The organism is Streptomyces sp. TSRI0107 (assembly GCF_001905845.1).
GTDB lineage: Bacteria > Actinomycetota > Actinomycetes > Streptomycetales > Streptomycetaceae > Streptomyces.
This window is the reverse complement of record NZ_LIVZ01000002.1, coordinates 1-14,193: the sequence shown is the minus strand read 5'-3', so window position 1 is coordinate 14,193 and position 14,193 is coordinate 1. Positions and strand designations below refer to the sequence as shown.

Sequence of the window (14,193 nt, the reverse complement as noted above, 5' to 3'; positions counted from 1 at the left end):
CGTAGGAACGAGTGGATCGCGTGGACCTCATGCCCCCGCCCGCCGGCGGCGACTCCGCAGCCCCGCACGACGTCGCCGCCCGCGCCGACGCGTACGCGGCCGCGCCGCTGCTCAACTGCCTGCTGCGGGAGGTCGCCCGGCCCGTCGCGGGCCGGGCGGGCGTCCACCGGCTGCCGGGCTGCGGAAAGCTGCTGCGGGTGCGCGGCGGCCGGCGGCCCGCCGCGCCCGAGGTGCGCACGGACGGCGGCTGGCACCGCCTCGACCACCCCGGACTGGTCGAGCTCGTCTCCGAGGAACTGCGCCGGCACACCGGCCGGCCCAACCACGAACTGCCCGCCGAGATGGCCGACAGCCGCGACGCGGTCGCCGCCCTGCTCACCGCGCGCGCCCACGCGAGCACCCCCACCGACCCGTACGCGCGCTCCGAGCAGTGCCTGATCACCGGCCACCCGCACCACCCGGCACCCAAGGCGCGCGGCGGGGGACCGGCCGCCGGCTGGCTGCCGTACGCGCCCGAGGCGCACGCCCGCTTCCCGCTCACCCTGCTCGGCGTGCGCGAGGACTGCGTCGTCGAGGAGGGCGACCCGTCGGCGCTGGACGCCCTCGGCGAGGCCCCGCCCGGCTACCGGCTGCTGCCCGCGCACCCCTGGCAGCTGGAACTGGCCGGCGCGGCGCTCACCGCGGCCTTCGCCGACGGCCGGCTGATCCGGCTCGGCACCACCGCGTTCGACACCTGGCCGACGGCCGCGATCCGCACCGTCCACGTCCCCGGACGCGACCTCTTCCTGAAGTTCAGCCTCGACGTGCGCGTCACCAACGACATCCGCCGGCTGTGGCGGCACGACCTGCTGAGGCTGACCCGCACCGACACCGCCGTCCGCACCGCCTTCGCCGCCCTCGACGGGCCCGCCGCCTGGCTCTCCGACCGCGGCTACCGCACCGCCGGATTCGCCTTCGAGGAACTCGCCGTCCTGGTCCGCGACGGACTGCGCGACCACGTCCTGCCCGGCGCCACGCCCTGCCTCGCCGCCGGACTCGTCGAGGGCTTCGCGGGCAGCCCGCTCGACGGCCTCGCCGACCCCGCCGCCTGGTGGGAGGCCTACCTCGCCCAGGTCGTCCCGCCCGCCCTGGCCGCCTTCGCCGGCCACGGCGTCGTCCTGGAGGCCCATCTGCAGAACTGCCTGATCGCCTGCGACGACGACGGCATGCCGGTGCAGGCGCTGTTCCGGGACGCCGAGGGCGTGAAACTGCTGACCGACGTGGACCGCGCGGCCGGCTGGGAACGGCTGGTGTACTGCCTGGTCGTCAACCACCTGCTGGAGCTGGCCGACGCGCTCGCCGAACGCCACCCGGGGCTGGACCCGTGGCCCGCCGTCCGCCGCGAACTGGCCCGGCACGACCTGCCCGAGATCGCCGGCCTGCTCACCGCGCCCGCCCTGCCCGCCAAGACCAACCTGCTGCTGCGCTGGACCGGCGCGGACGGCGCCGACGCCCGCTACCTGCCGCTGCCCAACCCGCTGTCCACGGGCTGACCGCCAACCCAGCTGCTCCGCAGGGCACTTGCTCACGCCGGTGTGACAGGCTCCCCCGAGCGGGGCGGGCCGGTCCACGTCTGGTCCACCGCCACCTGGAACCCCGTCCGGGCGCTGGACGAGAGGGTTGAGGGGGCGGCGGAGGCCATGGGGCCGGCCGCGTCGGACCAGGCCCTGTGTACCGCCCTGGCCTTCAGCCCCGACGGCGCGTTGCCGGCCGAGTCCCTGGACTACCGCCTGGCCCTGTGGAGACTCGGCTGATCCCGCGAGGCGGGGCTCAGCCGCCGAGCCGGGCGCTCAGCCAGTCCTGGTAGCGGGTGGGCGCCAGGCGGGCGTCGGGGCCCGCGACGAGGACGTCGCCCCGGACGGCGGCGAACATGCCGGCCTGGTCGTCGGTGACGACGGCGCGGCCGTCACCGCGGGCGGCCAGGGTGATCCGGCCGATCTCGTCCAGCGGGAGGACGTCGGGTCCGGCGACCTCGAGGATGCCGTTGCGGGGCTCCGCGCCGGCCACGTCGGCGAGGGCCTCGACCACGTCGGCGGACGCGATCGGCTGCACCGGGGTGGCGGGCAGGCGGACGGTTTCGGCGTCGGAGGTCCAGGACAGCACGGCGTCCATGAACTCGAAGAACTGGGTGGCGCGCACGATCGAGTACGGGGTGGGCCCTTTGCGCAGCAGTTCCTCCTGGAGCGTCTTCGCGCGGTAGTAGTCCAGCTCGGGGACCTGGTCCACGCCGACGATCGACAGGACGACCTGGTGGCTCACTCCGGCGCGCTCGCCCGCGGCCAGCAGGTTGTCCATGCTGGTGCGGAAGAACGCGGGGGACTGCTCGTCGAAGGTCGGCGAGTTGGTGACGTTGACGACCGTGTGGGCGTCGGCGAGCGCCTCGTCGAGTCCGGCGCCGGTGAGCAGGTCGACTCCCGAGGACAACGACGCGGAGACCACGTCGTGGCCCGCGTCCTGAAGCCGGGAGACGAGCTGGGAGCCGATGAGGCCGGTGCCGCCGATGACGGTGATCTTCATGGTGAGGCCTTCCCTTCGCGCACCGGAGGTCGGTCACCGACGGAGCGCAAACTCGGATACCTGATGTCCGAGATGATACTCGGATATTCTGTATCCGGGTCAACCGGGGAGGCGGCGGAATGAAACTGTCGGGTGGCGTGGAATGGGCGCTGCACTGCTGTGTGGTCCTGACGGCGGCGAGCGAACCGGTGCCGGCCGCCCGGCTGGCCCAGTTGCACGACGTGTCGCCGAGCTATCTGGCCAAGCAGATGCAGGCACTGTCGCGGGCGGGCCTGGTGCGGTCCGTGCAGGGCAAGACCGGCGGATACGTGCTGACCAGGAAGGCGAGCGACATCACGCTGCTGGACGTGGTCCAGGCCGTCGACGGGGCCGCTCCGGCGTTCGTCTGCACCGAGATCCGTCAGCGCGGCCCCCTCGCGACACCGCCGGAGAAGTGCGTGAAGCCGTGCCCCATCGCCCGCGCGATGGGCGCCGCGGACGCCGCGTGGCGGGCCTCGCTCGCCGGCGTCACCATCGCCGATCTCGTCACCTCGGTGGAGACCGACAGCGGACCGGACGCGCTGCCGGGCATCGGCACCTGGCTCACCGGGGGCTGACGCTCCCCGGCGGCCGGTCAGGGGCGGTGGAGGTGGACGGGGAGGGTCTGGTGGCCGTTGCTGATGAGGGAGTGCACCGGCCGCAGCTCGGCGGCGGGCACGGCGAGCCGGATGTGCGGGAAACGGTCGAAGAGACGTTCCAGGACCGTGGCGACCTCCAGCCGGGCCAGCGGTGCGCCGAGGCAGTAGTGGATGCCGTGCCCGAAGGCCAGGTGGTCCTGGTCCGGGCGGGCGGCATCGAAGGTGTCGGGGTCGCGGTGCCAGTCGGGGTGGCGGTTGGCGGCGGCGTAGGAGGCGAGGATCGCTTCGCCGCGGGCGATGGTCCGCCCGTCGGGCAGGGCGATGTCGTTGACGGCGTAGCGCAGGGGCAGATGCTTGACGGCCGGCTCGTGACGGAGGGTCTCCTCGACGACGTCCTGCCAGCCGACGGCCCCGGTGCGGACCAGCTCCAGCTGGTCGGGGCGGGTCAGCAGGGTGTGGATGCTCTGGTCGATGACGTTGACGGTGGTCTCGTAACCGGCGCTGATCATCAGCAGCAGCGTGTCGCGCAGTTCCTGCCCGGTCAGGCTGGCCCCGTCGGTCTCGTGGTCCCGCGCGGCGATCAGCAGGGACGTCATGTCGTCACCGGGCGTGCGGCGCTTGTCGGCGACGAGCCGGTCCAGCTGCTCGTACAGGGCGGTGGTGTTGGCCTGCGCCTCGGCCGGGGTGAGGGTGGTGTCGAAGACGCCGTCGACGACGCCGCGGAAGGCCTCGCGCCGGCTCTCGGGCACCCCCATCAGATGGCCGATCACCGCGATGGGCAGCGGATACGCCAGGTGCGCCCGCAGGTCCACCGGTTCCCCCGGGGGCAGCGCGGCCAGCTCGTCGAGCAGGGCGGTCACCATGGAGTCGACGGCGTCCTTCATGGCGGCGATGCGCCGGGCGCTGAAGGCGGGGGCGATCATGCGGCGCAGACGGCGGTGGTCGGGGCCGTAGGCGGTGAACATGTTCTCCACCGCGATCCACAGCGCGAGCGGCCAGCGGGTGACGGTCTCGGCGAAGGCGGGCCAGTGCGCGCGGCCGTCCTTGGACACGTCGGGGCTGGTCAGCAGGCGCTTGAGGAGGGCGGGGTCGGTGACGGCCCACGCCTGGACGCCCAGGATGTCGACCCGTGCCGCGGGCCCCTGGGCGCGCAGGGCCCGGTGCTCGGCGTGACGGTCGGACCCGGCGGGGTCGAGGACGATGATCGGCTGCTCGGACACGAACGCGGACTCCTCGGTGCGTGTGGTCGGAAGCGCGCTCGGTACACGGAACGCGGTGGGCCAGGCGTACCCGCGGGCCCATGCTTCGTCGGGGCGCCCGACGAGGACAAGGCGTCAACCGGCCATAACGAGGACGGCGCTCCTCGCCGACGATCACCCCCGGTTACTATGCTCACTTCGTGTGCCGGAGGCCGGAGGCAGCAGCCGGACGGCCGTCGACGGGACTGCTGGGTGAGGCGGGTGGCTTGAGGACATGCTGAGAGAGGTCACCGCAACCCGTTACGTCGCGCCCCTGCACTCCGGCGGCTCCGTCCCCGGAATCGTCGAGGCCGACGACCAGGGCTCCTACGTCGTGAAGTTCACCGGCTCGGCGCAGGGCCGCAAGGCGCTGGTCGCCGAGGTGATCGTGGGTGAGCTGGCGCGCGCCCTGGGGCTGCGCTTCCCCGAGCTGGTCCTGGTCCGCTTCGACCCGGCGATCGCCGCGCACGAACCGCACCAGGAGGTCCGCGAGCTGCACGCGGCCAGCGCGGGCGTCAACCTCGGAATGGACTATCTGCCGGGTGCCCGTGACTTCACGCCGGAGCTGGCGGAGGTCTTCGACGTCGATCCGCTGGAGGCGGGGCGGATCGTCTGGCTGGACGCGCTGACGGCGAACGTCGACCGCACGGTCCACAGCTCCAACCTGATGGTCTGGCCGACGCTCGGGGTGGCGCCGCCGCACCTGTGGCTGATCGACCACGGTGCCGCGCTCGTCTTCCACCACCGCTGGGGCACCACCGACCCGACGAAGGCGTACGACTTCCGGCACCACGCCCTCGGTCAGTACGGGCCGGACGTCCGCGCGGCCGACGCCGAGCTGCGGCCCAAGGTGACCGGGGAGCTGCTGCGGGCCGTCACGGACGAGGTGCCGGACGCCTGGCTGGCCGACGAACCCGGCTTCGGCGGCCCCGAAGAGGTGCGCGAGGCCTATGTGGCGTACCTCCACGCGCGCGTGCGGTCCTGCGACGCCTGGCTGCCCACCGACTTCCCGAGCCGGGAGCAGCTGGCGGAGGAGAACGCGCGCCGCGCGGCGCGGACGGAACAGGGCCGCCCGGACTGGCTGAAGCGGGTGCCCGACCTGCACGGCAAGCCGGCGGCGGAACAGGATTGGTCGGTGCACCTGGGATGAGCGGCGCGACGAGCGACGTACGGCGCGTGGAGATCGAGTACTGCACCCAGTGCCGCTGGCTGCCCCGCGCGGCCTGGCTGGCGCAGGAACTGCTGACGACCTTCGAGGCCGAGCTGACCGAACTGGCCCTCAAGCCGGGCACGGGCGGGGTGTTCGTCGTCCGGGTGAACGACGAGGTGGTCTGGGACCGCCGCGAGCAGGGCTTCCCCGAGCCGACGGCGGTGAAGCGGGCCGTACGCGACCGAGTGGCCCCGGGGAAACCCCTGGGCCACTCGGAGAAACCCGCGTGAGTCCGCGTGCGGCTCAGCCGTTGAGCTGCTCGTACGCCGGCAGCGTCAGGAAGTCGGCGTAGTCCTCGTCGAGGGCGACCGTCAGCAGCAGGTCGTGCGCCTGGTGCCAGTGGCCCGCGGCGAACGCCTCCTCGCCGATCTCCGCGCGGATGTTCGCCAGCTCCTCGGCGGCGACCTTGCGCGCCAGGTCGGCGGTGACCTGCTCGCCGTTGTCGAGGACGACCCCGGCGTTGATCCACTGCCAGATCTGCGAGCGGGAGATCTCCGCGGTGGCGGCGTCCTCCATCAGGTTGAAGATCGCGACCGCGCCGAGCCCGCGCAGCCAGGCCTCGATGTACCGCACGCCGACCTGGACGGCGTTGACCAGGCCCGCGTACGTCGGCTTGGCGTCGAGGGAGTCGACGGCGATCAGGTCGGCCGCCTCCACGTGCACGTCCTCGCGCAGCCGGTCCTTCTGGTTGGGCTTGTCGCCGAGGACCTTGTCGAAGGACTCCATGGCGATCGGCACCAGGTCGGGGTGGGCGACCCAGGAGCCGTCGAAGCCGTCGGCCGCCTCGCGGTCCTTGTCGGCGCGGACCTTCTCGAAGGCGACCTTGTTGACCTCGGCGTCGCGGCGGGACGGGATGAACGCGGCCATGCCGCCGATGGCGTGCGCGCCGCGCTTGTGGCAGGTGCGGACCAGGAGTTCGGTGTAGGCCCGCATGAACGGGGCGGTCATCGTGACCGCGTTGCGGTCCGGCAGGACGAACTTCTCGCCGCCGTCCCGGAAGTTCTTCACGATGGAGAAGAGGTAGTCCCAGCGGCCCGCGTTCAGCCCGGAGGCGTGGTCGCGCAGCTCGTAGAGGATCTCCTCCATCTCGTACGCCGCCGTGATCGTCTCGATCAGCACGGTCGCGCGGACGGTGCCCTGCGGGATGCCGACGTAGTCCTGCGCGAAGACGAACACGTCGTTCCAGAGGCGGGCCTCCAGGTGCGACTCGGTCTTCGGGAGGTAGAAGTACGGGCCCTTGCCGAGGTCGAGCAGGCGCTGGGCGTTGTGGAAGAAGTACAGGCCGAAGTCGACGAAGGCGCCGGGGACCGGCCGGCCGTCCACGACCAGGTGACGCTCGTTCAGGTGCCAGCCGCGCGGGCGCATGACGACGGTCGCCAGCTCCTCGTTCGGCCGCAGGGCGTACGACTTGCCGGTGCGCTCGTCGGTGAAGTCGATGCTGCGGGTGTAGGCGTCGATCAGGTTGAGCTGGCCGAGGACCACGTTCTCCCAGGTGGGTGCGGAGGCGTCCTCGAAGTCGGCGAGCCAGACCTTCGCGCCCGAGTTGAGGGCGTTGATGGTCATCTTGCGGTCGGTGGGGCCGGTGATCTCGACGCGGCGGTCGTTCAGCGCGGCCGGAGCGGGGGCCACCGTCCAGGAGTCGTCCGCGCGGATGGCGGCCGTCTCCGGCAGGAAGTCGAGCGTGGAGGTGCGGGCGATCTCGGCGCGGCGCTCGGCCCGGCGGGCGAGGAGTTCGTCGCGGCGCGGCGTGAACCGCCGGTGCAGCTCGGCCACGAAGGCGAGCGCCGCGTCGGTGAGGACCTCCTCCTGCCGGGGCAGGGGCTCGGCGTCGACGATGGCCAGCGGGGACGGCGCTGGTGCGGACATGAGCTGTCACTTCCTTCAGCGGTGGCACCGGGTGCCAAGGGGCACGAATGGGGGAAATCGCACCCGCGATGGGGGTCCCCCCGCTCGAGCGTGTCCGAGAGTGGGGGAGGTCGGGTGCTTCTGGTCAGTGGATATTAGTTTCCTCATTGTGGAACTTCAATGGTTTGTTGATGTCGAGATTCTCTGAGTCGAGGCAAGGTGTCGCCGGGTGCCACCCCGCTCACTCAAGGTGGACCAGGTCGGCCTCGGTGTCGATGTCATAGGCCTGGGCGACGTCGCCGCACTCCACCAGGCGGATCTCGGCCGCGTGCTCCCGCAGATAGCCGCGGGCGCCCTGGTCCCCCGTCGCCGCCTCCTCGATGCCCGCCCAGTGCGCCGCCCCGAACAGCACAGGGTGTCCGCGTACCCCGGCGTACGCCGCCGAGACCAGGGAGTGCTCGTCCTCGTACGCCGCGAGCACCCGGGCCACCGCCTCCGGTCCTATGCCGGGCTGGTCCACCAGCGACACCAGCGCCGCGCGGGCCGGCGTCCCGGCCAGCGAGGCGAGCCCGGCCCGCAGCGAGGTGCCCATGCCTTGCTCCCACTCCGGGTTCTCCACGAGTACGCATCCGGGCAGCTCGGCCCGTTCCCGTACGGCGTCGGCGCGCGCCCCCAGCACCACGTGGACGCGGGCGCAGCCGGCCGCCCGCAGCACCCCCAGCGCGTGTTCGATCAGCGGCCGCCCCCGGTGTTCCAGCAGGGCCTTGGGGCGTCCGCCGAGCCGGCGTCCGCCGCCCGCCGCGAGCAGCACCCCGGCGATCCGGTCCTCGGTGTCAGTCATGGCTCCTGCATACCGGACGCTCCCGCATACCGGACAAGGGCTCGACCGGGTCGTCCTCGCGGACTCAATTTCTCTCCTCGTGGTGGCGCTCGCGCACCCGGTGGCGTTTACTGACCCGCACATCCCCGGCGCCCGATTCGTGCGGGGGGCGCACAGGGGGAGTGAACGGTACGGGCACAAGGGTGTGCCAGGGGGGAGAGCTGTGTTGCGGAGCTTGGGGCAGAGGCCGGTGACCGGCAGCGGCGAGGACCCGAGAGTGGCGGAACTGCGGAGCGCGGTGTCCCGGCTGCGCCGTCAGCTCGCCGCCCACCCCGCCGAGTTCCCGGACCGGGCGGTCGCCGAGGACGAACTCGCCGCGCTCGCCGCGATGACCGTCGTCGGGACGCCCGAGATCCCCCGGTTACGGCGCTCGCTGCTGCTGATCGCCGGTGCGATCGGGTCGGTCAGCGCGCTGTCGCGGTCGCTGGCCGACGTACGGCACGCGGTGGAGCTGTTCGGGCCGCCGCCGCGGAACTGATCCGGGTCGATACGAGAACAGCCCCTGGCCTTCCCGGCCAGGGGCTGTTCGGCTGTTCGGGTGAGGTCCCGCAGGGAGGGTCAGGCGGCGCCGGTCGAGCTCGCCAGGGCCTCCGACAGCTCCCGCGCCACCTGCTGGAGCACCGGCACGATCCGCTCGGTCGCCGCCTCGGTGACCCGGCCCGCCGGGCCCGAGATGGAGATCGCGGCGGTGGTGGGGGAGTCGGGCACCGACACCGCGAGGCAGCGGACCCCGATCTCCTGCTCGTTGTCGTCGACCGCGTACCCGAGCTCGCGCACGTCGTCCAGGGCCGCGAGGAAGCCGTCGGCGGTGGTGATGGTCTTGTCGGTGGCCGCGGGCATGCCCGTGCGGGCCAGCAGGGCGCGCACCTCGTCGTCCGGGAAGCTCGCGAGCAGCGCCTTGCCGACGCCGGTGGAGTGCGGCAGGACGCGCCGGCCGACCTCGGTGAACATGCGCATCGAGTGCTTGGACGGCACCTGGGCCACGTAGACGATCTCGTCGCCGTCGAGCAGGGCCATGTTCGCCGTCTCGCCGGTCTCCTCGACCAGGCGGGCCAGGTAGGGCCGCGCCCAGGTGCCGAGCAGCCGGGAGGCGGACTCGCCGAGGCGGATCAGACGGGGACCGAGCGCGTACCGGCGGTTGGGCTGCTGGCGCACGTAGCCGCAGGCGACCAGGGTGCGCATCAGCCGGTGGATGGTGGGCAGCGGCAGTCCGCTGCTGGCCGAGAGCTCGCTGAGCCCGACCTCGCCGCCCGCGTCCGCCATCCGTTCCAGCAGATCGAAGGCGCGCTCGAGGGACTGGACACCGCCACCGCCGTTGGCGGACCTGGCGGAGTCGGTGGTGCTGGCGCTGGACGTCGGCACGGCGCGTTCCTTTCGGGACTGGCGGGAGGTCAGAAGCCTACCCGGCGGCCGGTTGACTCCTGGCTTGTGCGTAGCTACGTTCTGCTTGCTGGAATTCTAATTCCGCTTTGTGGAAACATCCAGAGCGGCCGTCGAGGGTGCACCGTGGAGAGTGTGCCCCTTGACGGCGGGGGAGCGGGAGTGAAGACTCCGAAGCGGATTCAACAGAGTGTTGAAGTTTGTTTCGTGGCGGTCACGCCCGTTTTCCCGGAAGTGACACGGCGGCGAAGAGAGGGGTCCGGGTGTCCGACGCTGAACTGGTGCTGCGCTCGACGCGCGTCATCACGCCCGAGGGAACGCGCGCCGCGACGGTCGCGGTCGCCCGGGGCACCATCACGGCCGTACTGCCGTACGACGCCCCGGTGCCGGACGGCGCCCGCCTGGAGGACCTCGGCGACCACGTCCTCCTCCCCGGCCTCGTCGACACCCACGTACACGTGAACGACCCCGGCCGCACCGAGTGGGAGGGCTTCTGGACCGCCACCCGCGCGGCGGCCGCCGGTGGCATCACGACCCTCGTCGACATGCCGCTCAACTCCCTCCCGCCCACCACCACGGTCGACCACCTGCGCATCAAGCAGGAGGTCGCGGCGGCCAAGGCGCACATCGACGTCGGCTTCTGGGGCGGCGCCCTGCCCGACAACGTCAAGGACCTGCGCCCGCTGCACGAGGCCGGCGTCTACGGCTTCAAGGCGTTCCTGTCGCCGTCCGGCGTCGACGAGTTCCCGCACCTCGACCAGGAACAGCTGGCCCGCTCCCTGGCGGAGATCGCCGGATTCGGCGGCCTGCTGATCGTGCACGCCGAGGACCCGCACCACCTCGACGCGGCCCCGCAGCAGGGCGGCCCCAAGTACGCGCACTTCCTCGCCAGCCGCCCGCGCGACGCCGAGGACACCGCGATCGCCGCGCTCATCGCCCAGGCCAAGCGGCTCCACGCGCGCGTGCACATCCTCCACCTGTCCTCCAGCGACGCGCTGCCGCTGATCGCCGCCGCCCGCGAGGAGGGCGTCCGCGTCACCGTGGAGACCTGCCCGCACTACCTGACGCTGACCGCCGAGGAAGTCCCCGACGGCGCCAGCGAGTTCAAGTGCTGCCCGCCCATCCGCGAGGCCGCCAACCAGGACCTGCTGTGGCAGGCGCTCGCCGACGGCGTCATCGACTGCGTGGTCACCGACCACTCCCCGTCCACCGCCGACCTGAAGACCGACGACTTCGCCACCGCGTGGGGCGGCATCTCCGGCCTCCAGCTGAGCCTCGCCGCCGTCTGGACCGAGGCCCGGGGGCGCGGCCACGGCCTGGAGGACGTCGTCCGCTGGATGTCCACGCGGACCTCGGAACTGGTCGGACTGAACCGCAAGGGCGCCATCGAGGCCGGCCGCGACGCCGACTTCGCGGTCCTCGCGCCCGACGAGACCTTCACCGTCGACCCGGCGGCCCTGCAGCACCGCAACCGCGTCACCGCCTACGCCGGCCGCACCCTCAGCGGCGTCGTGAAGTCCACCTGGCTGCGCGGCGAGCGGATCTACGCCGACGGTGAATTCACCGATCCCCGGGGGCACCTGCTCACCCGCACCCCCTGACCGCCGCCCGCCCGCACCCGGCGGCCGACTCCCGAAAGGAAGAACTGATCACCGTGACGGCGATACCCAGCTTCACCGGCGACGCGAACCCCTACGGAGGCGGTGACCCGTACGCGGACTACCGCACCGCAGACCTGCCCTTCACCCAGTACGCCAACCTCGCCGACCGGCAGCTCGGCGCCGGTGTCATCGCCGCCAACGACGAGTTCTTCGCCCAGCGGGAGAACCTGCTGGTGCCCGAGCGCGCCGAGTTCGACCCCGAGCACTTCGGCCACAAGGGCAAGGTGATGGACGGCTGGGAGACCCGGCGGCGCCGCGGCGTCTCCGCCGAGCACCCCTGGCCGGCGGCCGAGGACCACGACTGGGCGCTGATCCGCCTCGGCGCGCCCGGCGTGATCCGCGGCATCGTCGTCGACACCGCCCACTTCCGCGGCAACTACCCGCAGTCGGTGTCTGTCGAGGGCGCGTCGGTGGCCGGCTCCCCGTCCCCCGAGGAACTGCTCGCCGACGACGTGAAGTGGACGACGCTCGTCCCGCGCACGCCGGTGGGCGGCCACGCGGCGAACGGCTTCGCCGTCTCGGCGGAGCAGCGCTTCACCCACCTCCGCGTCAACCAGCACCCCGACGGCGGCATCGCCCGCCTGCGCGTGTACGGCGAGGTCGTACCCGACCCGAAGTGGCTGGAAGTCCTCGGCACCTTCGACGTCGTCGCGCTGGAGAACGGCGGCCAGGTCGAGGACGCCTCCAACCTCTTCTACTCGCCCGCCACCAACACCATCCAGCCGGGCCGCTCCCGCAAGATGGACGACGGCTGGGAGACCCGCCGCCGCCGCGACCAGGGCAACGACTGGATCCGCTACCAGCTGGTGTCCCAGTCCCGGATCCGCGCGATCGAGATCGACACGGCCTACCTGAAGGGCAACAGCGCGGGCTGGGCCTCGGTGTCCGTCAAGGACGGCGAGGACGGCGACTGGCGGGAGATCCTGCCCCGCACCCGCCTCCAGCCCGACACCAACCACCGCTTCGTCCTGCCGGAGCCCGCGGTCGGCACCCACGCCCGCGTCGACATCTTCCCGGACGGCGGCATCTCCCGCCTGCGCCTGTTCGGCTCCCTGACGGAGGAGGGCGCCCAGCGGCTGGCCGCCCGCCACCAGGAACTGGGCGGCTGACCCACCGCCCGCCCACGACCCGCGGGGCGCCCCGGCCGGACAGCACCGGCGCGCCCCGCGTTTCAGCCGGTCCGCGGCCTCAGGCCGCGTGGCCGCCGTCCACCGAGAACTCCGCCCCGGTGACGTACGAGGCGGCGGCCAGGTGGGCCACCGTCGCCGCCACCTCGTCGGCGGTCCCGAAGCGGCCCAGGGCGGTCATCGCCGCCTGCCCGGCCGCGTACGGGCCGTCCGCCGGGTTCATGCCGGTGTCGATCGGGCCCGGGTGGACGATGTTCGCCGTGATCCCGCGCGGGCCCAGTTCCCGGGCCAGCGCCTTGGTCAGCCCGGTCAGCGCGGCCTTGCTCATCGCGTAGAGCGTGCCGCCGGGGCCCGGCACCCGCTGGGTCATGCAGGTGCCGATGGTGACGATCCGCCCGCCCTCGGCCATCCGCGCGGCGGCCGCCTGCGAGGCCAGGAACACCCCGCGCACGTTCACCGCCAGCACCCGGTCCACATCGGCGAGCGTGATGCCGTCCAGCGGGCCCAGCAGCCCGACGCCCACGTTGTTCACCAGCACGTCCAGACCGCCGAGCGCCGACGCGGCGCGTTCCACCGCACCCGCCGCCTCCTCGGCGTCCGCGGAGTCGGCCCGCAGCGCCACCGCGCGGCGACCCGTCGCCTCCACGGCCCGTACGACGTCCTCGGCGGCCTCCTTCCCGCTGACGTAGGTGAGGGCGACGTCCGCGCCCTCCCGGGCGAGCCGCAGGACCGTCGCCGCGCCGATCCCGCGGCTGCCGCCGGTCACGAGAGCCACCTTGCCGGCGAGGGGCGCCTCAGGGCTCATGGAATTCACGGTGTTCATGGTGTTCGAGGAGTTCATGCGGCCATTCCAGCCGTTCCCGCCCCCGGAGACCGGCGGTGAACGGACGTCGACCTCGGCCACCGGGAGCCCCGCACGCCGGGTGAACCGACGAGTTGCGCCGGTCCGGCGGGTCTGCACTGATGACAGCAGACCCGCGCACTCCCAGGAAGGGCACTCGTCATGGGCAAGCTCGTCTCCACCGTCTTCGTCACCCTCGACGGCGTCTACCAGGCCCCGGGCGGCCCCCAGGAGGACACCCGCGACGGTTTCGAGCAGGGCGGCTGGGTCTTCCCGTACGTCGACGACGACTTCGGACGGTTCGTCGACGACGTCTTCGGACGCGTCGGCGCCTTCCTGCTCGGCCGCCGCACCTACGACATCTTCGCCGCGTACTGGCCGAAGGTGACCGACCCCGACGACCCGGTCGCCGGCCCCCTGAACCGGCTGCCGAAGTACGTCCCCTCCAGCACGCTCACCGACCCCGGATGGTCCGGCACCACCGTGCTGCGCGGCGACCTCGCCGAGGAGGTCGGCGCGCTCAAGGAGCGCACCGACGGCGAACTCCAGCTGCACGGCAGCGGCGCGCTGGCACGATCCCTCCTCGACCTCGGCCTCGTCGACACCCTCCACCTGCTGACCTTCCCGGTCGTCCTCGGCGCCGGCCGCCGCTTCTTCACCGAAGGCACCGTCCCGACCGCGTTCCGGCGCACCGCCGGCAGCGTCACCGGGGCCGGGGTGTCCATCCAGTCGTACGAGGTGGCGGGGCGGCCCGAGTACGGCACCGTCGGAGACTCCGAGAACGGCTAGGTGTATTGGCCTGGAGCGTTGTTCACTCGGCTGATTGGCGATTGGCCTG

General features: G+C 72.7%; 15 protein-coding genes. 9 read left to right on the top strand and 6 right to left on the bottom strand.

The annotated features are described in order from the left end of the window. The first annotated feature begins 11 nt into the window (after positions 1-11). The gene (locus AMK31_RS04265; RefSeq protein ID WP_073939013.1) at positions 12-1,532 is read left to right on the top strand and encodes an IucA/IucC family protein; all 1,521 of its coding nucleotides are present in this window, start codon (positions 12-14) and stop codon (positions 1,530-1,532) included. Positions 1,533-1,574: 42 nt separating this feature from the next. Continuing rightward, a complete protein-coding gene (locus tag AMK31_RS04260) occupies positions 1,575-1,793 on the top strand; it encodes a hypothetical protein (RefSeq protein WP_073939012.1) in 219 nt (72 codons plus the stop codon). Positions 1,794-1,809: 16 nt separating this feature from the next. Here AMK31_RS04260 and AMK31_RS04255 read toward each other — a convergent pair whose 3' ends face one another. Further along, a complete protein-coding gene (locus AMK31_RS04255; RefSeq protein WP_073939011.1) occupies positions 1,810-2,556 on the bottom strand; it encodes an SDR family oxidoreductase in 747 nt (248 codons plus the stop codon). Positions 2,557-2,675: 119 nt separating this feature from the next. Between AMK31_RS04255 and AMK31_RS04250 the strand changes: the two genes are divergently transcribed. After that, complete coding sequence (locus AMK31_RS04250) at positions 2,676-3,152, top strand: RrF2 family transcriptional regulator (protein ID WP_073939010.1); 477 nt, start codon at positions 2,676-2,678, stop codon at positions 3,150-3,152. A gap of 17 nt (positions 3,153-3,169) precedes the next feature. On the opposite strand, the gene AMK31_RS04245 is transcribed toward AMK31_RS04250, so the two are convergent. Continuing rightward, positions 3,170-4,393 (bottom strand): cytochrome P450 family protein, encoded by a 1,224-nt coding sequence (locus AMK31_RS04245; protein ID WP_073939009.1) that lies wholly within the window; start codon positions 4,391-4,393, stop codon positions 3,170-3,172. 253 nt (positions 4,394-4,646) lie between these two features. On the opposite strand from AMK31_RS04245, the gene AMK31_RS04240 reads away from it, so the two are divergent. Together AMK31_RS04240 and AMK31_RS04235 are read left to right on the top strand one after the other, a co-directional pair. Further along, positions 4,647-5,561: a HipA family kinase gene (locus tag AMK31_RS04240; protein ID WP_073939008.1), complete on the top strand. Its 915-nt coding sequence runs from the start codon at positions 4,647-4,649 to the stop codon at positions 5,559-5,561. After that, on the top strand, positions 5,558-5,851 hold the full coding sequence (locus AMK31_RS04235) for a SelT/SelW/SelH family protein (protein WP_073939007.1): 294 nt from the start codon (positions 5,558-5,560) through the stop codon (positions 5,849-5,851). Before AMK31_RS04240 ends, AMK31_RS04235 begins: the two co-directional genes overlap by 4 nt. 13 nt (positions 5,852-5,864) lie before the next feature. Here AMK31_RS04235 and aceB read toward each other — a convergent pair whose 3' ends face one another. Next, positions 5,865-7,487, bottom strand: coding sequence for a malate synthase A (gene aceB, locus AMK31_RS04230; RefSeq protein WP_073939006.1), 1,623 nt, complete (start codon positions 7,485-7,487; stop codon positions 5,865-5,867). A gap of 220 nt (positions 7,488-7,707) precedes the next feature. Beyond that, a complete protein-coding gene (locus AMK31_RS04225; RefSeq protein ID WP_073939005.1) occupies positions 7,708-8,307 on the bottom strand; it encodes a nucleotidyltransferase family protein in 600 nt (199 codons plus the stop codon). Positions 8,308-8,509: 202 nt separating this feature from the next. On the opposite strand from AMK31_RS04225, the gene AMK31_RS04220 reads away from it, so the two are divergent. Next, a complete protein-coding gene (locus tag AMK31_RS04220; RefSeq protein ID WP_073939004.1) occupies positions 8,510-8,824 on the top strand; it encodes a DUF5955 family protein in 315 nt (104 codons plus the stop codon). A gap of 80 nt (positions 8,825-8,904) precedes the next feature. On the opposite strand, the gene AMK31_RS04215 is transcribed toward AMK31_RS04220, so the two are convergent. Next, positions 8,905-9,708, bottom strand: a complete 804-nt coding sequence (locus AMK31_RS04215) for an IclR family transcriptional regulator (RefSeq protein WP_073939003.1) — start codon at positions 9,706-9,708, stop codon at positions 8,905-8,907. Between the two features lie 281 nt (positions 9,709-9,989). On the opposite strand from AMK31_RS04215, the gene allB reads away from it, so the two are divergent. Beyond that, complete coding sequence (gene allB, locus AMK31_RS04210; protein ID WP_073939002.1) at positions 9,990-11,327, top strand: allantoinase AllB; 1,338 nt, start codon at positions 9,990-9,992, stop codon at positions 11,325-11,327. Positions 11,328-11,380: 53 nt separating this feature from the next. Further along, positions 11,381-12,496: an allantoicase gene (gene alc, locus AMK31_RS04205; RefSeq protein WP_073939001.1), complete on the top strand. Its 1,116-nt coding sequence runs from the start codon at positions 11,381-11,383 to the stop codon at positions 12,494-12,496. 79 nt (positions 12,497-12,575) lie between these two features. On the opposite strand, the gene AMK31_RS04200 is transcribed toward alc, so the two are convergent. Further along, entirely contained in the window at positions 12,576-13,319 is a 744-nt protein-coding gene (locus AMK31_RS04200; RefSeq protein ID WP_073939529.1) for an SDR family NAD(P)-dependent oxidoreductase, read from the bottom strand. 198 nt (positions 13,320-13,517) lie between these two features. Between AMK31_RS04200 and AMK31_RS04195 the strand changes: the two genes are divergently transcribed. Continuing rightward, positions 13,518-14,144 (top strand): dihydrofolate reductase family protein, encoded by a 627-nt coding sequence (locus AMK31_RS04195; protein ID WP_073939000.1) that lies wholly within the window; start codon positions 13,518-13,520, stop codon positions 14,142-14,144. Positions 14,145-14,193: the final 49 nt, after the last annotated feature.

Coding starts and splice junctions, on each gene's coding strand:
- AMK31_RS04255 (WP_073939011.1), bottom strand. CDS start 2,556: ATGAAGATCACCGTCATCGGCGGCACCGGCCTCATCGGCTCCCAGCTC.
- AMK31_RS04250 (WP_073939010.1), top strand. CDS start 2,676: ATGAAACTGTCGGGTGGCGTGGAATGGGCGCTGCACTGCTGTGTGGTC.
- AMK31_RS04240 (WP_073939008.1), top strand. CDS start 4,647: ATGCTGAGAGAGGTCACCGCAACCCGTTACGTCGCGCCCCTGCACTCC.
- AMK31_RS04235 (WP_073939007.1), top strand. CDS start 5,558: ATGAGCGGCGCGACGAGCGACGTACGGCGCGTGGAGATCGAGTACTGC.
- aceB (WP_073939006.1), bottom strand. CDS start 7,487: ATGTCCGCACCAGCGCCGTCCCCGCTGGCCATCGTCGACGCCGAGCCC.
- AMK31_RS04225 (WP_073939005.1), bottom strand. CDS start 8,307: ATGACTGACACCGAGGACCGGATCGCCGGGGTGCTGCTCGCGGCGGGC.
- AMK31_RS04200 (WP_073939529.1), bottom strand. CDS start 13,319: ATGAGCCCTGAGGCGCCCCTCGCCGGCAAGGTGGCTCTCGTGACCGGC.
- AMK31_RS04195 (WP_073939000.1), top strand. CDS start 13,518: ATGGGCAAGCTCGTCTCCACCGTCTTCGTCACCCTCGACGGCGTCTAC.